At 68.4% G+C, this 16,657-nt stretch carries 16 protein-coding genes; 8 read left to right on the top strand and 8 right to left on the bottom strand.

Translation table 11 applies throughout. The annotated features are described in order from the left end of the window. Window positions 1-2: 2 nt before the first annotated feature. Window positions 3-755 (bottom strand): C40 family peptidase, encoded by a 753-nt coding sequence (locus K5L49_RS20400; RefSeq protein WP_308116526.1) that lies wholly within the window; start codon window positions 753-755, stop codon window positions 3-5. A gap of 169 nt (window positions 756-924) precedes the next feature. Continuing rightward, window positions 925-2,373, bottom strand: coding sequence for an MDR family MFS transporter (locus K5L49_RS06575; protein ID WP_223691331.1), 1,449 nt, complete (start codon window positions 2,371-2,373; stop codon window positions 925-927). A 144-nt stretch (window positions 2,374-2,517) separates the two neighbouring features. Here K5L49_RS06575 and K5L49_RS06570 point away from each other — a divergent pair, with 144 nt between their 5' ends. From K5L49_RS06570 to K5L49_RS06560, 3 genes are read left to right on the top strand one after another with little or no spacing between them, the layout of a single operon-like run. Next, complete coding sequence (locus tag K5L49_RS06570; RefSeq protein WP_223691330.1) at window positions 2,518-3,117, top strand: helix-turn-helix domain-containing protein; 600 nt, start codon at window positions 2,518-2,520, stop codon at window positions 3,115-3,117. Continuing rightward, window positions 3,114-4,400, top strand: a complete 1,287-nt coding sequence (locus K5L49_RS06565) for an MFS transporter (RefSeq protein WP_223691329.1) — start codon at window positions 3,114-3,116, stop codon at window positions 4,398-4,400. Before K5L49_RS06570 ends, K5L49_RS06565 begins: the two co-directional genes overlap by 4 nt. Before the next feature lie 4 nt (window positions 4,401-4,404). Then, window positions 4,405-5,127, top strand: a complete 723-nt coding sequence (locus tag K5L49_RS06560) for a hypothetical protein (RefSeq protein ID WP_223691327.1) — start codon at window positions 4,405-4,407, stop codon at window positions 5,125-5,127. Between the two features lie 3 nt (window positions 5,128-5,130). Here the strand turns inward: K5L49_RS06560 and K5L49_RS06555 are convergent, their stop codons facing one another. From K5L49_RS06555 to K5L49_RS06545, 3 genes are read right to left on the bottom strand one after another with little or no spacing between them, the layout of a single operon-like run. Further along, the gene (locus K5L49_RS06555) at window positions 5,131-5,937 is read right to left on the bottom strand and encodes a carbon-nitrogen hydrolase family protein (protein ID WP_223691325.1); all 807 of its coding nucleotides are present in this window, start codon (window positions 5,935-5,937) and stop codon (window positions 5,131-5,133) included. A gap of 4 nt (window positions 5,938-5,941) precedes the next feature. Beyond that, window positions 5,942-7,312, bottom strand: a complete 1,371-nt coding sequence (locus tag K5L49_RS06550; RefSeq protein WP_223691323.1) for an APC family permease — start codon at window positions 7,310-7,312, stop codon at window positions 5,942-5,944. Window positions 7,313-7,321: 9 nt separating this feature from the next. After that, window positions 7,322-8,221: a carbon-nitrogen hydrolase family protein gene (locus K5L49_RS06545; RefSeq protein WP_223691321.1), complete on the bottom strand. Its 900-nt coding sequence runs from the start codon at window positions 8,219-8,221 to the stop codon at window positions 7,322-7,324. Window positions 8,222-8,326: 105 nt separating this feature from the next. Between K5L49_RS06545 and K5L49_RS06540 the strand changes: the two genes are divergently transcribed. The 4 genes from K5L49_RS06540 to K5L49_RS06525 all read left to right on the top strand — a co-directional run bounded on the left by K5L49_RS06540 (window position 8,327) and on the right by K5L49_RS06525 (window position 14,063). Continuing rightward, window positions 8,327-9,103, top strand: a complete 777-nt coding sequence (locus tag K5L49_RS06540) for a FadR/GntR family transcriptional regulator (protein ID WP_223691320.1) — start codon at window positions 8,327-8,329, stop codon at window positions 9,101-9,103. Continuing rightward, a complete protein-coding gene (locus tag K5L49_RS06535; protein WP_223691318.1) occupies window positions 9,100-9,927 on the top strand; it encodes a LysM peptidoglycan-binding domain-containing protein in 828 nt (275 codons plus the stop codon). The genes K5L49_RS06540 and K5L49_RS06535 overlap by 4 nt, the downstream gene beginning before the upstream one ends. A gap of 105 nt (window positions 9,928-10,032) precedes the next feature. Beyond that, the gene (locus tag K5L49_RS06530) at window positions 10,033-13,764 is read left to right on the top strand and encodes an AAA family ATPase (protein ID WP_223691316.1); all 3,732 of its coding nucleotides are present in this window, start codon (window positions 10,033-10,035) and stop codon (window positions 13,762-13,764) included. A gap of 98 nt (window positions 13,765-13,862) precedes the next feature. After that, complete coding sequence (locus K5L49_RS06525) at window positions 13,863-14,063, top strand: hypothetical protein (protein ID WP_223691315.1); 201 nt, start codon at window positions 13,863-13,865, stop codon at window positions 14,061-14,063. Window positions 14,064-14,144: 81 nt separating this feature from the next. Here the strand turns inward: K5L49_RS06525 and mscL are convergent, their stop codons facing one another. The 3 genes from mscL to K5L49_RS06510 are packed head-to-tail and all read right to left on the bottom strand — an operon-like array spanning window position 14,145 to window position 15,603. Then, complete coding sequence (gene mscL / locus K5L49_RS06520) at window positions 14,145-14,573, bottom strand: large conductance mechanosensitive channel protein MscL (protein ID WP_223691313.1); 429 nt, start codon at window positions 14,571-14,573, stop codon at window positions 14,145-14,147. 20 nt (window positions 14,574-14,593) lie between these two features. Then, entirely contained in the window at window positions 14,594-14,968 is a 375-nt protein-coding gene (locus K5L49_RS06515; RefSeq protein ID WP_223691311.1) for an FmdB family zinc ribbon protein, read from the bottom strand. A gap of 50 nt (window positions 14,969-15,018) precedes the next feature. After that, window positions 15,019-15,603 (bottom strand): 5-formyltetrahydrofolate cyclo-ligase, encoded by a 585-nt coding sequence (locus K5L49_RS06510; protein WP_223691310.1) that lies wholly within the window; start codon window positions 15,601-15,603, stop codon window positions 15,019-15,021. A gap of 58 nt (window positions 15,604-15,661) precedes the next feature. Between K5L49_RS06510 and galU the strand changes: the two genes are divergently transcribed. Further along, complete coding sequence (gene galU, locus K5L49_RS06505) at window positions 15,662-16,630, top strand: UTP--glucose-1-phosphate uridylyltransferase GalU (RefSeq protein ID WP_223691309.1); 969 nt, start codon at window positions 15,662-15,664, stop codon at window positions 16,628-16,630. Window positions 16,631-16,657: the final 27 nt, after the last annotated feature.

The following is a 16,657-nucleotide window of genomic DNA, read 5'->3' as shown; positions in this document are numbered from 1 at the left end:
TCTCAGGGCAGGATGCGCGTGAAGTGGTGCGGCACTCCCTGCCAGACCGTCGTGATCTCGACCGGGCGACCCACATCGGGGGCCTGGATGAGCACGCCGCCGCCGAGATAGATGGCGATGTGTTCTTCGTCGTCGAACACCACGAGATCGCCGGGCTTCGCCTGAGCCTCGCTGATGCGAACGCCGGCGTCGTCCTGCAAATGCACGAGGTGCCCGAGCGTGATGCCCACTTGAGCGTACGAGACCATCACGAGTCCGGAACAGTCGATGCCGCTGTGGGTGGAGCCACCGAGCACGTACGGGTCGCCCAGATAGGTGAGCGCGGTGGCGACGATCTTCTGGCGGGGCCCGGAGGTGGACAGGGCCGCAGTGACGGCGGACGCTGCCTGCTCTCCGGCCGGACCGCCCTGGGTGGCGATCACCCCGGCGAGCGCGGCGGCGACGGGGTCGTCTCGGTCTGTGGCGGCGGCCGCGACGAATGCCGACACGGTGAGGCCCTGCAACTGCTGGTGCCCCGCGGCGGCGGCGGTCACATAGTCGAGGGGTTCGGTCGTCGTCGCGGCTTCGGCCGGGAGCGCGAACAGCACGCTGCCCACGAGGGCGATCGCGGCGGTGGATGCGGTCAGAGCGCTTTTGCGGGCGGTCGAGGGTTTTCGTTCGAATGAGCTCGCCGTGAGACGGGGGCGGGGGCGGGAAGGACCTTCCGCGCGGTGTCGGGCTCGCTGGGCGCCGGGTGCGCCGATCTCGTTCTGCATACGCTCCACTCGCCCCGATCTCGGGAGTCGGGCCGCGTCGGGCGAGGCGGAAAGCGCAGTCCGCCGTTCAGCCTAGGTGGGGGATCCTGAGCGTCACCAGATCTTTTCGGCTCATTTCCGCCCGTTTTCCTTGCCGTTCTCACAGGAAGCGGAGGCTGACCCCGGCACGTCAGTCGGCCGGGGCAGCTGTCGGCCGGCTGAGTTCCACATCCTCGACGCGGGCGCGGGGCATGGCGAAGCCGGCCCCGATCGTGAGCACGGCGACCACGGCGACGGCGAGGAAGACGGCGCTGGAGGCGCCCTGAACGGTGCCCGGATCGTGCACGCCGTCGGCCGACTGGCCGATGATCGAGTTGGCGATCGCGCCGAAGATCGCTACGCCGACGGAGCTGCCGATCGACCGGGCGAACATATTCGTGCCGGTCACGACCCCGCGCTCGTTCCAGGCGACGCTCGATTGCGCCGCGATGAGCGTCGGCGTGGCGATGAGGCCGAGCCCCAGCCCCACGATGAAGCAACTGATCGCCACGAACGCGACGCTCGGATGTGAGGAGGTCAGCACGAGCGCCACGGCGCCGAGGATAGCGATCGAGGTGCCGAGGAGGGCGGTGTTGCGGAAGCCGATGCGCAGGTAGAACCGCCCGGAGAGGGATGCGGAGACCGGCCAGCCGACGGTGAGCGCGGCCACCGCCAACCCCGAGACCAGCGGGGTGACCTTGATCGTGCCCTCCAGGTAGGTCGGAACGTACGAGGTCAGGCCGATCAGGATCGCGCCGACGCCGAGAGAGATGAGGGTCGTGCTCACCAGCAGACGCCGAGAGAACATCCAGAGGGGGAGCACTGGTTCAGCCGCTGTGCGTTCCACGAAGACGAACGCGACGAGCAGCAGCCCGCCGAGGGCGAACGCGCCGATGCTCCACATGGAATCCCATGCCCAGGCCTGGCCGCCCTCGAGCACGGCGAGGATCAGCAGGCTCATGCCGAGGGTGAGCAGAATGGCGCCCGCGTAGTCGATGCGGTGTTTGCGTCGTTCGATCGACTCGTGGAACGTGCGGATGAGCATCCAGCCCGCCAGCACGCAGAGCGGAACGTTGACGAAGAAGATCCACCGCCACGACGTGAACTGCGAGAACACGCCGCCCAGGGTCGGTCCCACGACCGAGGAGATGGCCCAGACGCTGGCGAGGTAGCCCTGCACCTTGGCCCGCTCGGCCACCGAGTAGATGTCGCCCGCGATGGTCACGGCCATCGGCTGCACCGCGCCGGCGCCGAGACCCTGCACCGCGCGGAAGGCGATCAACGCCGGCATGCTCCACGCGAAACCGCAGAGGACCGACCCCACCAGGAACAGTCCGATGCCGATGAGCACGATCGGTTTGCGGCCGATCGTGTCGGAGAGTTTCGCGTACACCGGCACCGACGCGGCCTGTGCGAGGAGGTAGATCGAGAACAGCCAGGGGAATTGGGCGAACCCGCCCAGGTCGTCGACGATCGACGGCACGGCGGTGGCGAGGATCGTCGAATCGATCGCGACGAGGCCGGTGGTCAGCATCAGGGCGATCAGGATGGGGCCGCGTTCGGATCGGAATCCGACGCCGGCGGAGGTGGGGATCGACATCAGTCTCCAGTGTCTTTTCGTTAACGTTCTACAACAACGCGCGCGTCTCCCGCGCATTCCCCTCGCCCGGCGCCGCACCTCAACGGGGTCGGAGGACGGTGGTGGTGGTTGACGAAAGGGGAGGGGAGAGGCAGGATGTGAAACATGTCTTTCATAGTTGGTCGGGTTGAGGATCGTCGCCAGGTCACTGACGCCCGTGCACTGCGCGCGCTCGCGCATCCCCTGCGCCTCGCGCTGCTGAACCACCTCATGGCGTTCGGGGCGCAGACGGCGAGCCAATGCGCGGAAGTCGTCGGCTCGACCGCCTCCAACTGCAGCTACCATCTGCGATCACTCGCGCGATTCGGCTTGGTGGAATCGGTGGACCCGGTCGACGGGCGGGAACGGCCGTGGCGCTCCACGGCGACCGGGCTCCAGTTCGGGCGCACGGACGATCCCGCGCTCACCCTCGGCGTCGACTCGGCTGAGCGGATGCTCGTGCAGAAGCAGATCGACGACGAAGCCGCGCTCACTCGGCGGGCGGTCGCCCAGCGAGACGGGCAGACCGAGCCGTGGCGCGAGGCGATGACCCTCTCGGGGTACGCCCTCCGAATGACGCCCGCCGAACTCAGCGACCTCGACGCCCGGCTCGACGCCCTCATCCGGCCGTACATCGCGCTCACCCGTTCCGAGGTTCCGGAAGGCAGTGACATTGTCGCCCTTCACCTCAACGCCTACCGCCATCCGGACACCACGTCGCGATGACCGACACCCTGCCGGCACCCGGACGCCTGCGCTCGCCGCTGCTCCGGCGCGACTTCGCCCTGGTGTGGGCGAGCAGCTTCGTCTCCGACACGGGCGACTGGCTGCTCATGATCGCGCTTCCGCTGTTCGCGTTCTCAGTGACCGGTTCTGCACTCGGCGCCTCGACCGTGTTCCTGGCCGAGCTCATCCCGATGCTCGTCCTCGGCAGTTTCCTGGGCGTGCTCGTCGACCGCTGGGATCTGCGGCGCACGATGATCGTCGCCAACCTGCTGCAGGGGATGCTGCTGCTTCCGCTGCTCTTCGCCTCCGCCGATCGCCTGTGGATCGTCTACGTCGTCGCCGCGGTCGAAGCCTGCCTCGGTGCCGTCGTGAACCCGGCGAAGCAAGCTCTGGTGCCGCGTCTGGTCGGCCCGGAGCAGCTGGGCACCGGAAACGCTCTGATGGCCGTGGCCGACAACCTCGCCCGGCTCATCGGCTCGCCGCTCGGCGGTCTCGTCTTCGCCCTCGTCGGCCTGCCCGGTGTGGTGATCGTGGATGCCGCGAGCTACCTCGTGAGCGCTGTGCTGGTGGCGTCGAGCCGCCCCGGCGTCGTGGGGGGAAGAGAAGAAGGAGTGGAGCTCGCCGCCCGGTCGCGGACGTCTCCGCGGTTCTTCCGCCAATGGCTCGACGGTATGTCGACGATCCGACGTATCCGCCCGCTCGGCGCCGTCGCCGTGATCACCGTGCTGTCGCAGTTCGCGCAGGGGATCTTCCTCGTGCTCTTCATCGTCTACGTCGTGCAACGCCTGGGAGCGGGCGACACCGAGGTCGGATTGCTTCGTGGAGTGCAGGCGATCGGCGGGGTCGTCGGCGGCGTGCTCTCCGGCATGCTGTTGCGCCGGTTCGCACCGCGCACCCTGGTGGGTTGGGGGTATCTGGTCTTCGGCGCGATCTCGCTCGTCACCTGGAACCTGTCCGGTGTCACCACCGCCGTCTGGGTGTACGCCGGCCTGTTCGTCGCTGTCGGTGTTCCTGCCGTCGCCACGATGAGCGGCACGATCACGATCGTGCAGCGCGTCACCCCGCCGGATGCGCTCGGTCGCGTCATTGCGAGTGTGACGACGGTCGGCGGCGCGGCCCAGGGCGCCGGGCTGCTCGTGGCGGGTCTGCTCGCCGAGCGGTTCGACGTCGTCGCGATCCTCAACGGCCAGGCCGGGGTCTACCTCCTGTGCGGTGTCCTCGGCCTGGCGCTCCTCGGTGAACGCCCAATGGTTGCGCGGCGCCCTGCTCGGGCCCTTCAATGAGGGGATGAGCATCGTCGACCCGAGCATCGTCCGCCGGGAGCGCGCCTCCCGTCGCCCGTCCACCCTGCGCGTGCTGGTGACGCTGGGCCTCATCCTGGTCGGAGGGTTCCTCACCGGGTACGGCTGGGGCGGGGCCGGAGCATCGATCGATGTTCCCGACGGGCCTGGGGTGGCGACCATCGTCGCGATCCCGCTCGGCATGCTCCTCCTCGTCATCTCGTCGATCGCGTGGGTTGCGATCGTCATGAAGCGGAGCGACATCGGGGTCATGTACGGCCATGCGGCGGGACTGCTCGGCATCGGTGCCGGAGTCTTCATCGTTCCGCGGAACGCGGAGAACGCATCGGTTCTGGAGCTGGTCGCCCTGATCGCGTTCGGGCTCGGGCTGATCTGTCTGATCCTCGGCGTCGCGGCCGCCGCCACGCGTCGGCTCCGCGAGGCGACCGCTGTAGCGACGATGCGAACCGGGCAGGCCACGACGGCGACGGTCACCGACAAAGGGTACACCCGGTTTCGGGAGAGCGACCGCATTCTCACGACGGTGACCTTCGGCTTCACCGATCTGCAGGGCGTGCAGCGCTGGGTGCAGCGGATGATGACCATCCACATCTCCGCTCCGGTCGAAAACGGTCAGCAGACCCGGCTCTGGTACGACGCCGGCGCCCCCGGCGACGACAAACGCATCGTCGTCGAACTCGCCAGAGAGTCGCCGCTGCGTCCGCGCTGAAGATCAGGCGTGGCGCTCGTCGGGGCTGACCCGGAAACGCCGGTTGGCGAGCATCGGGTCACGTTCCCGGGCGATCCGGGTCGCGTCGGGGTCGATCCTCACCGACCCGAGTTGCGGACCGTCGCCGAGCTCCAGGAGAACCTCCCCCGCCGGCCCGCTCACCAGGCTGCGGCCGATCGAGACGGGTGGGGTCTGGGACACGGAGGCGACGGTGTACCCGTTCTCGATCGCCCGGGCCCGGGTGAGGGTGCGCCACTGGTCGACTTTGTGCTCGCCGGGCACCCAGGAGGAGCAGAGGGCGACGAGGTCGGCGCCCTCCTCGGCCAGCCGGCGGCCGAGCTCGGGGAAGCGGAGGTCGTAACAGGTCATCAGACCGACCCGCGCCCCGCCCGTCTCGAATGTGACGGCCTCGGCGTGCGGCGCCGGCGCTATCCAGGCGGATTCGGTGAATCCGTACGAATCGAAGAGGTGGATCTTGCGATACGCGGCGAGCAGCGAGCCGTCTGCGCCGAAGGCGGCGAGTGTGTTGAAGGGCCGCTGCTCCGCCGGGTTCGACTCGACCATGCCGACGACCACGGCGATGCCGTGCCGGGCCGCGAGGTCGGCGACGGCCGAGCCGAACGGCCCATCGAGCGGCTCGGCGGCCGAGGCGAAGGTGGCGTCCACCATCTTCTTCTCGTACATCGCGTACTCGGGAAGCAGCACGAGGTCGGAGCCGGTGTCGGCCGCGCCCCGGACCGCATCCCGCACGAGGTTCAGGTTGTGCGGGATGTCGGTGCCGGAGGCGATCTGAGCGAGGCTGAGAAGCACGGCCCTACTCTTGCACGAGCGAAGGGGAACCTTCGACGGGTTCGGCCTCCGAGTAGTCGAGCTCGGGCGGGAGCTTGCGGAAGCCCTTGGTGACGAATGCGAGCACGATCACACCGACCGCGAGCCAGCTGAGCCCGAGCACGATGGCGTTGATGTCGAGCTGCGTGAGGAGGTAGCTCGTGATCACCGCGGCGATGACCGGGAGCACGAGATAGATCACCGGGTTCAGTCGGGTGCCTTCCCGGCGGCGGCGGAAGTAGTAGACGATCACCGACACGTTGACCATCGTGAAAGCCACGAACGCGCCGAAGTTGATGAACGAGGTGGAAGTGGCGACGTTGAGGAACAGTGCGACGAGTCCCACCACGCCGATCAGCACGATGTTGATCACCGGCGAGCGGAACCTCTCGCTGATGCGGCCGAACACCGCGCGCGGCAGAGCGCCGTCGCGGCCCATCGCGAACAGCAGCCGGGAGGCCGACGCCTGCGCGGCGAGGCCGGAAGCGAATTGGGCGATCACGAGGCCGGCGATGAAGATGGCCCCGAAGACGTTTCCGCCGATCTTGAGCGCGATATCGAACGCCGCCGACGACGAGTCGGTGAAGTGGCCGCCCGGATGCACCAGCTGGGTCGTGTACGAGACCAGCACGAAGATCACGCCGCCGATCAGAGCGATCAGCAGGATGGCGCGCGGCACGGTCTTGCGCGGCTCGATCGTCTCCTCGGTGAACGTCGTCACCGCGTCGAACCCGAGGAAGGAGTATGCCGCGATGGCCGCTCCGGCGGTGACGCCGGAGAATGTCGCCGTCGGGTTCGCGAACGGGCTCGCACTGATCAGCCCGCTCGCTCCCTGCTCGGCCACGATCGATCCGATGGAGAGCCCGACGAACACGATGATCACGAGCACCTGGAAAGCCATGAGCACGTAGTTCGTGCGGTCGGCCACCTTGATCCCGAGCACGTTGAGCAGCGTCGTGACCAGGATGAACCCGATGATCCAGACCCAGCCGGGAACGCCCGGGAACTGTGCTTCGAGGTAAGCGGCGCCGATCAGCCAGATCACCATCGGGAGGAAGAGGTAGTCGAGCAGCACAGCCCAGCCCACCAGGAAGCCGACCCGTGAGTCGATCGTGCGCCGCACGTAGGTGTATGCCGATCCGGCGACCGGGTAGGCGGCCGCCATCCGTCCGTAGCTCGACGCGGTGAAGAGCATCGCGATCAGGGCGACCAGATAGGCGGATGCGCTCGCTCCGCCCGTCGTCTCGGCGACGACGCCGAAAATGCCGAGAACGATGAGTGGGGTCATGTATGCGAGCCCGAACAGCACGAGGGATCGCAGAGTCAGGGTGCGCTTCAAGGTGGGTGCGACAGCCATTGTCGTCTCCTAATCGGTGGGGGTCGTGAGGGGGGAGGGGATGCGGGGCTGCCAGGTCGACGGATCGATGCGGCCGTCGTAGAGGGGGAGTTCGATCGGTGCGTCGCCCGGCCGGAACTGGCTCCACATGCGGTTGTAGCCGGCCGTGCCGTTCTCGCGGACGCGCTCGACGGCGGCGAGATCGATCGTGTCTGTCAGAACGGTCGCACCTGCATCGGGCGAGACGGCACGAACGGCGCCCTCGGGGTCGACGATCAGACTGCGGCCGCGCCCGACCGGCCCGGCGCTGTTCACACTGACCGTGAAGGTCTGGTTGACGATCGAGTTGGCTTGGGCGAGCACGACCTCCTGTTCGCGGTCCGGGGTCGTGGTCTTGACGATGTTGATCACGGCCTCGGCGCCCTGCCAGGCGAGCTGCCGGGTGACTTCGGGAAACCAGGCGTCGTAGCAGATTGAGAGACCGAGCCGGCCGACCCCGTCGATGTCGAAGACGACGAAGCGGTCGCCGGGGTCGTACGGCTCGGAGGGGCGCCACGGGAAGACCTTGCGGTAGCTCGCCGCGAGAGATCCGTCCGGTGCGAACACGAGCGCGGTGTTGTAGAGCTCTCCGCCCGCTCCGCGCTCGCAGATCGAGCCGGGGATGAGCCAGCGGCCGAGGCTCCGGGCGAGGGAACCGAGCGCGGCGACGAACGGGTCTGTGATGGCGATAGCCGACTCGTTCAGCAGAGCGTTGCGTCCTTCATCGTCAGTGAGCCCCTCCCAGCCGAACAGGTGCAGTTCGGGGTAGACGAGGAGCTGTGCGCCGGTGTCGGCGGCGACTCGGGCGGCGTCTTCTGCGAAACCGGCGAGGTCGGCGCCGATCGGGCGAGGCGCCGCCTGAACGGCGGCGATGCTGAGGTTTCTGGCCACGGATGCTCCTTTGCGGTGAGGCTGGGAATAAAATAGATCATAATGATCGAATTTGTCTAGCCCGCATCCGCAGACGACGCAGCGCGGGAGTCTAAAGTGGTCACCGTGAGCTCCGTCGCCGATGAACTGGACAACTCCGCCGGGCCTTCTGCCGCCCCGCTGAGCGCGCCGGTCCTGGCCGGGATCACCCGGCTCTCAGCGGCCGACACCGTTCGAGCCCGAATCGTGCTTGCGATCGATCACGGGATGCTCAGCGCGGGGGAGCAGCTCCCCTCCGACGCCGAGATCGCCGCGGCTCTCGACGTGAGCGAGATCACAGCGCGACGTGCCCTGCGCTCGCTCGCCGACGACGGAGTCGTCGAGCGCCGACGCGGACGCGCCGGCGGTACCTTCGTCGCCGAGCGGGCCCCGGCGACCGAGGACAATGCCGTCGAGGCCTACCGGGCCGACGCCGTCGAGGTACACCGGCTGATCGAGCTGAGGACTCTGCTCGAATCGGCGCTCGTGCATCAGGCGGCGCTCGCCGCGACACCTGAGCAGATCGCCGCACTCGACGAACACGTGGCCGCCGCGGCCGCCGCGCAGAACTGGACGGAGTATCACGCCGCCGACGAGAGATTCCACCTCGGCCTGGCCAGTGCATCCGGCCTCGACTGGGCGATCCCGCACTACACCGACGTGCTTTACCGTCTTTACCGCTACTTCATCCCGTACCCCATCGACTACCTGCACGACGCCAATCGCGACCATTCCGACATCGTCGAGGCCCTTCGGCGACATGATCCGGTGCGCGCCGTGCAGATCGCGCAACAGCACATCCTCGTGTTGCACACGACGATGTTCGTCGGTTTCGACGAGCCCGGCCCGGGCACGACGACGTGACCGAGAGCCGCACCCCGCCGCCCCGGCCTGTGAGACCGGTCGCCGTCGCCCTGCTCGCCATCGTGGCGCTCGCACTCTCGGGATGCGCGGTTTCGGCGCCGGCAGCGGGAGCCCGCACACCGCCCGCGACCTCGCCGACCCCGACCTCCACCCCGCTGCCGAACGTCGTCCTCATCGGCGTGATCGGCACCGGAGCGTTCGCCACCCCGGACGGTTCGACCGTCGGGTCGGCGACCATCACCGCCGACCCGGGGGGCTTCCACGTCTCCTTGAGTGGATTCCACTCCACCGAACCGGGGGAACTGCAACTCGGCCTCAGCCCGTGGGCGATCGGAACGCCCTGTCTCGCAGACACGCACACCGCCTCGCTCGGTGACATTTCGTCCCTCGGCGATCTCCGGGGTCTTCCGATCGGCGAGTGGAACGGCGATCCGAGCATCTTCCGAACCCTCGTTCTCTCCGTCCCCGCCCTCAACCCCAGGACCGGCGCCGCGGTCGACGGCGACGGCTGCGTGCTCACCCCGCTCGCCACCGCACCGATCACCTGGACGGTGCCCGACACCCGCCCCGGTCTCCACGTCGCCGACGCCGGCCCCCGCACGGGTGCGACAGGAACGGTCACACAGGAATCGGGCGCCCCCGCCACCTATCTCGTCGCCGCGGGTGATGCCGTCAGTGCGATCGCCGATCGATTCGGCATCAGCATGGACGATGTCGAGTTTCTCAACCCGCTGAATGACATGCCGCTCCGGGCGGGTCAACGACTCAACCTGAGCAAAGCGCTCCGCGGCACCGGGCTGCTCCCCCCGCCCTCCGAGCCATGAACACGGATTTCACGCGAAACTCGCCCGGATTGCCGGGGTTTTGCCCGCATCTGCCCGTAGGGTGGCCGTGTGTGGCGACTCGACAGGAAACACGAGGATGACGACATGACGTCGGACATTCCGGACGACGACGCCCTGAACCCCCAGAACACGACGTCACCGCACGCTCTGAGTCTGGGGGATCCCGGGCTTGTCGCAGGCAACATCGCCGACCCCGTTTGGCGGCGATGGCGCGACGAGATCGCAGGGCTCGGTGGCGCATCCCCCCTGCTGCACTTCGAAGACAGCCCCCGCTCCCGCATCGAGCTGAGCTCGACGCATCCGGGCGGTCTGCCCCAGTTCATCACCGGGCAGAGCACTCTGCTCTCCAGCCTGATCCGCGACGAGTTGGCGCTCCGAACCGCGCGCGCCGCCGCCACCGCCATCACGGCGAAAGGCATCGAGTTGCGTTCGGTGCGCGGCATCGAATCAGTGCACCTGGCCATCGGCCTCGCGCAGTGGCGGCACGGCGGCGAGGAGTTCACCGCCCCCATCCTGTTGCGCCCGCTGGCGATCCGCCGCTACGGCCGCGACTTCGAGCTGAAGCTCAAAGGCAAACCGTTCCTCAACCCCGAGCTAGCGCGGGCGTTGGCCGAGCAGTTCAAGATCACCCTCGATGCGGACGCGTTCGTTGCGCTCGCGCTCACCAACGGTGTCTTCAAACCGCAGCCTGTGATCGACCGCCTGCGAGGCCTCACCTCGCACCTCGCCTGGTTCAACGTGCAGCCGCGACTGGTCGCGTCGTCGTTCGCCGATGTGGCCGCGGCCATGCGCGCTGAAGCGGACGACCTCGACACCGTGGTGCTGGATGCGTTGGCAGGCAACCCCTCCGCCCGCCGCAGCGTCGAGAGCGCCTTCAACCCGGTCGCCGCCGCGCGTCAGGACGACCGGCCTCCCGCCACGGACAGCCTGCTGCTCGACGCGGACGAGGAGCAGGAGAACGTGGTCGCCCAGATCGCTGCCGGCAACTCGGTGGTCGTCAAAACCCTGCCCGGCACCGGCGGAACCCAGACCATCGTCAACGCCATCGGCGCGCTCGTCTCGCAGCACAAGCGTGTGCTCGTGGTCAGCCCGCGCCGTTCCAGCCTCGACGACATCACCCATCGGCTCACCCAGGTGGGTCTGCCCGGTCTCGCGGTGACGCCGCGCACCCTGCGCCGCGACGTCATCCAATCGATCGGGCGCAACGAGAAGGCCGCCCAGCCACGCGTCACCGACGTCGATGACGCGCTCGTACGGCTGCGCAAGGTCCTCCTCGACTATCGAGCCGCCCTGACCCGCCGCGACCCTGTGCTGGGCGTCTCCGTGCTGGAAGCGCTCGGCGAGCTCTCCCGGCTCTCCCTGCTGCCGACCCCGCCGGCCACGACCGCCCGACTCGACCGCGAGGCCATCCAGCTGCTCGCCCGTGACCGCACCGCCGCAGCCGAAGCGCTCATCCGCTCGGCCCGCCTCGGCGAGTTCCGGTACGGCCCGAACGATTCGCCCTGGTACGGCGCCTCCTTCGCCACCACGGCGGAAGGCAACGCAGCCCACGACCTGGCCAAGAAACTCAACCGCGCCGAACTGCCCCGGTTGATCGAGCGGGCGAAGACCCTCATCGGCCAGACGAAGATGCGGCCGTTCGAATCCATCGCCGAGCTTGGCGTCTACCTGCGGCTGCTGCTCGACGTGCGGGAGACCCTCGACAAGTTCCAGCCGGCGGTCTACGACCGCTCGCTGGCCGAACTCATCGCGGCCACCTCCACCCGTCGCGAGTCTCCGACCATGTCCGGCGCCAACCGCCGACGCCTGCGCAAGCTCGCGCTCGAATACGTTCGCCCCGGCGTGCACGTCACCGACCTCAATGAGAGCCTGCGGCGCATCCAGCAGCAGCGCATCCTCTGGCAGCGGTTCGCGGCCGCGGGCGTGGTGCCCGAGGTGCCCGTCGGCATCGCCGATGTGCAGGTGGCCTACCAGCGGGTGGCCGAAGATCTCGCGCGCCTCGACATCCCGCTGCGGCGCACCGGGGCGGCCAACTCGCTCTCGATGCTCCCGGTCGACGAACTGACCCGGCAGATCGCGGGGCTCGCCGCGGAGTCTGAGGTGCTCGCCAACCTGCAGGAGCGCACCGCCCTGCTCGCCTCACTGCGTGAGCGCAAACTCGACCCGCTGCTCGCCGATCTCTCGCAGCGTCACGTGCCCGAGACCCAGGTGAGCGCTGAACTCGAACTCGCCTGGTGGCAGTCGGTGCTGGAGACCCTCCTGGCTTCCGACCGCGCCCTGCTCAGCGCCAACACGGGGGTGCTCGACCGGCTCGAAGCCGACTTCCGACTCGTGGACGAGGCGCACGCCTCCGCGACCGGTCAGCAGCTGGCCTGGATGCTGGCCGAGACCTGGAAGATCGGCATCGTCGACTGGCCAGACGAGGCCGCCGCGCTCAAACGACTGCTCAAGAGCGACCAGCCCACCGCTGAGACCCTCAACGCCGCCGCACCGCACCTGGCCCGCCCGCTCGCCCCCGTCTGGCTCGTCTCACCGTATGAGGTTCCGGCGATCAGCACCGATCTCGTGTTCGACGCGGTCTTCCTCGTCGACGCCGGTGCCTCCAGCCTCGCCGAGAACGTGTCGGTCATCCGCCGCGCCCGCCAGATCGTCGCGTTCGGCGACCCGGTCACGCAGACCCCGTCGGCGTTCGACATCGGCGTGCATGAATACAGCAAGATCATCGACAGCGGCGACGTGGATGCGGCCCATGCCGACTCCGCGCTCGCCCAGCTCTCGGAACTGCTCCCCGTGTACACGCTCACCCGCAGCTACCGGGCCGGCGGAGAAGATCTCGCCGACCTCGTCAACCGTCGGTTCTACGGCGGCAAGATCGATTCCCTGCCCTGGGCGGGAACCTACCTCGGACACGGCAGCCTCACTCTCAACTACGTCACCGGCGGTCAGGGGATGCCCGACTCCGACACCGGCGCTGTGGAGAGCACGGATGCCGAGGTCTCCAAGGTCGTCGAACTCGTGCTGGAACACGCCGCGGCTCGGCCCCGCGAATCCCTCATGGTCATCACCGCGAGCGAACGCCACGCGGTGCGCGTCAACCAGGCCGTTCTCGCCGCGTTCGCCAAACGAACCGAGCTCGCCGACTTCATCCTGAAAGACCGCGCTGAGCCGTTCACAGTGGTCACCCTGGAACAGTCCGTCGCCCAGAGCCGCGACCGTGTCATCTTCTCGATCGGTTACGGCCGCACCCCGCACGGCCGCCTGCTCTCGAACTTCGGCGCCCTCGCAGAACCGGGGGGCGAACGCCTCCTCGCCGTCGGTATGACCCGCGCGCGCCGCTCCATGGACATTGTCTCCTGCTTCAAACCCGACGACATCGACGACTCCCGGATGCGGCACGGTATCGCCGCTCTCGCTCAGGTGCTCGCCGAAGCCGACCAGATCCAGGCCTCCGTTCCCCAATACCTCAGCCTCGACGCCGAACCCATGCTGCTCGACCTCGCCAAGCGTCTCGTGCGCCGCGGCCTCGACGTGCAGCTCGGGTACCGCGGCAAGCTCGCCCTCGTCGCCTCCCACGCCGGCCGTGCGGTGGCCGTGGAGACCGACGATGACGTGAATCAGGGGAGCCTGCGCGAGTCGCTGCGCCTGCGGCCGGATGTGCTCCGCCGCCTCGGCTGGCACTACCTGCGCGTGCACAGCTTCGAACTCTTCGCCGACCCGGACGCGGTGGCCGCTCGCATCGCCCGCCTCATCGGCGCCGCCGCGGAGAACACCGAGACGGCCCCGATCACGCTGCCCGTCATCCCCGCCGCTTCCTGACACGCTGCGCGTGCGCGCGTCGCGTATTCCGCCCCGAATGCCCCGAATGCTTCGTCGCGCGGCAGTGCGGTGCGCAGGCGACGAATTAGGCTGGGGGAGTGAAGGAAGAGTCTGGCCGCAAGCGTCGCCGTGCGCAACTGCCCGCCGTGCCGGGAAGCGACCCGACGCCGCAAGCGCGCCCGGCGGGCCGAGCGGATGCGCCGACGCGCGCCGCCGAGGACACCGACGCCGCCTGGGGTGACCGCCCCGGCGACAGTAACGACGACCGCCTCCGCCAGGACGTTCCGCCTCACTGGTGACCGCTGAGCACGATCGGGCGCGGGCGGACCTGCGGAGCTACTCGGCGTGCTTGCCGGAGCTATTCGGCGTGCTTGCTGGAACTATTCGGCGTGCTTGCCGGAGGCGACGGGAGGCTCCTGCTGGCTGCGGAGCAGGTCGCGGATCTCGGTGAGGAGATCGATGTCGGTGACCGGGGCATCCGGTTCGACGACGCCCTTGTCGCGCAGCCGCTGGGCACGCTCCTTGGCGATGTTGATCGGGTAGACGAACACGAAGTAGACCACCACGGCGACGATGAGGAACTGGATCACCGCTCCGAGAACGGCACCGAAGGTGATCTGCGCTTTGCCGATCGTGACGACCAGTGACGTGTCCAGGCTGTCAGCCTGGAAGATCGCGCTGATCAGCGGGTTGAAGACCCCGTTGACGATCGCGTTGACGACGGCGGTGAACGCGGCGCCGATGACAACCGCGACAGCGAGGTCGATGACGTTGCCTCGGAGGATGAACTCCTTGAATCCCTTGATCATGACAGCTTTCCTTTCGTCGGTCAGGACGGGCTTGACGAGGTGGTGCTGGGTGAAGACGAACCGGATGCGGACGATCCGCTCGAGCCAGATGAGCCGGAGCCCGATGAGCCGGAGCCCGATGAGCCGGAGCCCGACGAGCTGCCGCCCGACGAACTGGAACCGGAACCGGACGACCCGGACCCCGACCCGCCGGACGGCGCGGTCGAGCTGGACTTGGTTCCCCGCGAGTCGGTGCGGTAGAAGCCGGAGCCGTTGAACGTCACCCCGACGGCGCCGAACACCTTGCGGAGCGAGCCGCCGCAGGTCGGGCACACGGTGAGGGCGTCATCCGTGAATGCCTGCTGGGTGTCGAAGGCCGTTCCGCAGTCGCGGCACGAGTAGGAATAGGTGGGCATGTGTCAGGCTCCGGAGGGTTCGGGATGTCGGGCGGCGCTGCGGGCGCACGTCACGTGAACTGGACGATCCTGGTCGGGGTGACCGCGCCATCCACCGGTTGATCGTGCCGCTCGCGCGGCACCTCGTCCACGAGTTCGCCGTCGAACAGAACGGCGTACACCGGGGGACATTTTTCCATGCTGCCGAGGGTCTTGTCGAAATAGCCGCGCCCCCAACCCATCCGCATTCCGGTGCTGTCGACCGCTGCGGCGGGCACGATGATGAGGTCGACGTCGTTGATGGCGATCGGTCCGAGCAGGTCGCCGACCGCCTCCGGGAAGCCGAACAGGCCTTCCGTCTCGCTTTCGCCGTCGCCGGTGGTCCAGTCCAGCAGGCCGTCTTCGCGGGAGATGGGGAGCAGCACGCGCAGGCCATGTTCGTGCGCCCAGTTGAGGAAGGGGCGGGTGTCGGGCTCGGTCGGCGTCGACAGGTAGCACGAGAGGGAGCGCGCGGAAAGGTCGGTGGCGAGGTCGACGAGGTTGCGGGTCAGCCCCGCTGTCGCGGTCGCCCGCTCGGGGGCGGTGAGGTTCTGTCGTCGTTCGCGGAGTTCGGCGCGCAGAGCGCGCTTGCGATGGGCGGCAGTGTCCGAATCCATAACGCAATCCTAGGAGATTGCGGCGGGACGCATCCGTTATGCCGATAACCTGTGGAACATGGCTCAGCAAGTAACGAAGGCAGTCATCCCCGCGGCCGGACTGGGAACTCGCTTCCTGCCGGCCACCAAGGCGATGCCGAAAGAGATGCTCCCGGTCGTCGACAAGCCCGCCATCCAGTACGTGGTGGAAGAGGCGGTGGATGCGGGCCTGCACGACGTTCTGATGGTGACGGGCCGCAACAAGAACGCGCTGGAGAACCATTTCGACAGGGCCACCGAGCTGGAGGCCTCCCTGGCGAAGAAGGGTGACACCGACCGGCTCGAGAAGGTGAACTACTCCACCGACCTCGCCGATATGCACTATGTGCGGCAGGGCGACCCGAAGGGTCTCGGCCACGCCGTGCTGCGTGCCCGCATGCACGTCGGCGACCAGCCGTTCGCCGTGCTGCTCGGCGACGACATCATCGACGCCCGCGACCCACTGCTCAGCCGCATGCTCGAGGTGCAGGCGCAGAGGAACGCCACGGTTGTCGCCCTGCTGGAGGTCGACCCCGACTCGATCCACCTATACGGTGCCGCCGCGGTGGAGTCCACCGATGAAGAAGACGTGGTGCGCATCACCGGTCTCGTCGAGAAGCCGGACCGTGAGAGCGCGCCCTCCAACCTGGCCATCATCGGCCGATACGTTCTGCGTCCCGAGGTGTTCGACGTTCTGGAGCGCACCGAGCCCGGCAAGGGCGGCGAGATCCAGCTGACGGATGCGCTGCAGACTCTCGCCGCCGACGAAGAGCTCGCAGGCGGCGTGTACGGCGTCGTGTTCCGCGGCCGCCGCTACGACACCGGCGACCGGCTCGACTACATCAAAGCCATCGTGCAGCTCGCGGTGGATCGTGCCGACCTCGGGCCCGACCTGCGGCCCTGGCTCCGTGAGTTCGCCTCCGGACTCGAGGACACGCCCGCGGCGCACGAGATCGTCGAAGAGATGACGGCCACGCCGTCCGATTCGCTCGCCGCGGGCGAGAATTAGCGCCCACGGGAACGAAAGGGAAGGTCT

This window comes from Leifsonia poae (genome assembly GCF_020009625.1).
Lineage (GTDB): Bacteria > Actinomycetota > Actinomycetes > Actinomycetales > Microbacteriaceae > Leifsonia > Leifsonia poae_A.
The sequence above is the reverse complement of the archived record's forward strand: the minus strand, read 5'-3'. Positions and strand labels throughout refer to the sequence as shown.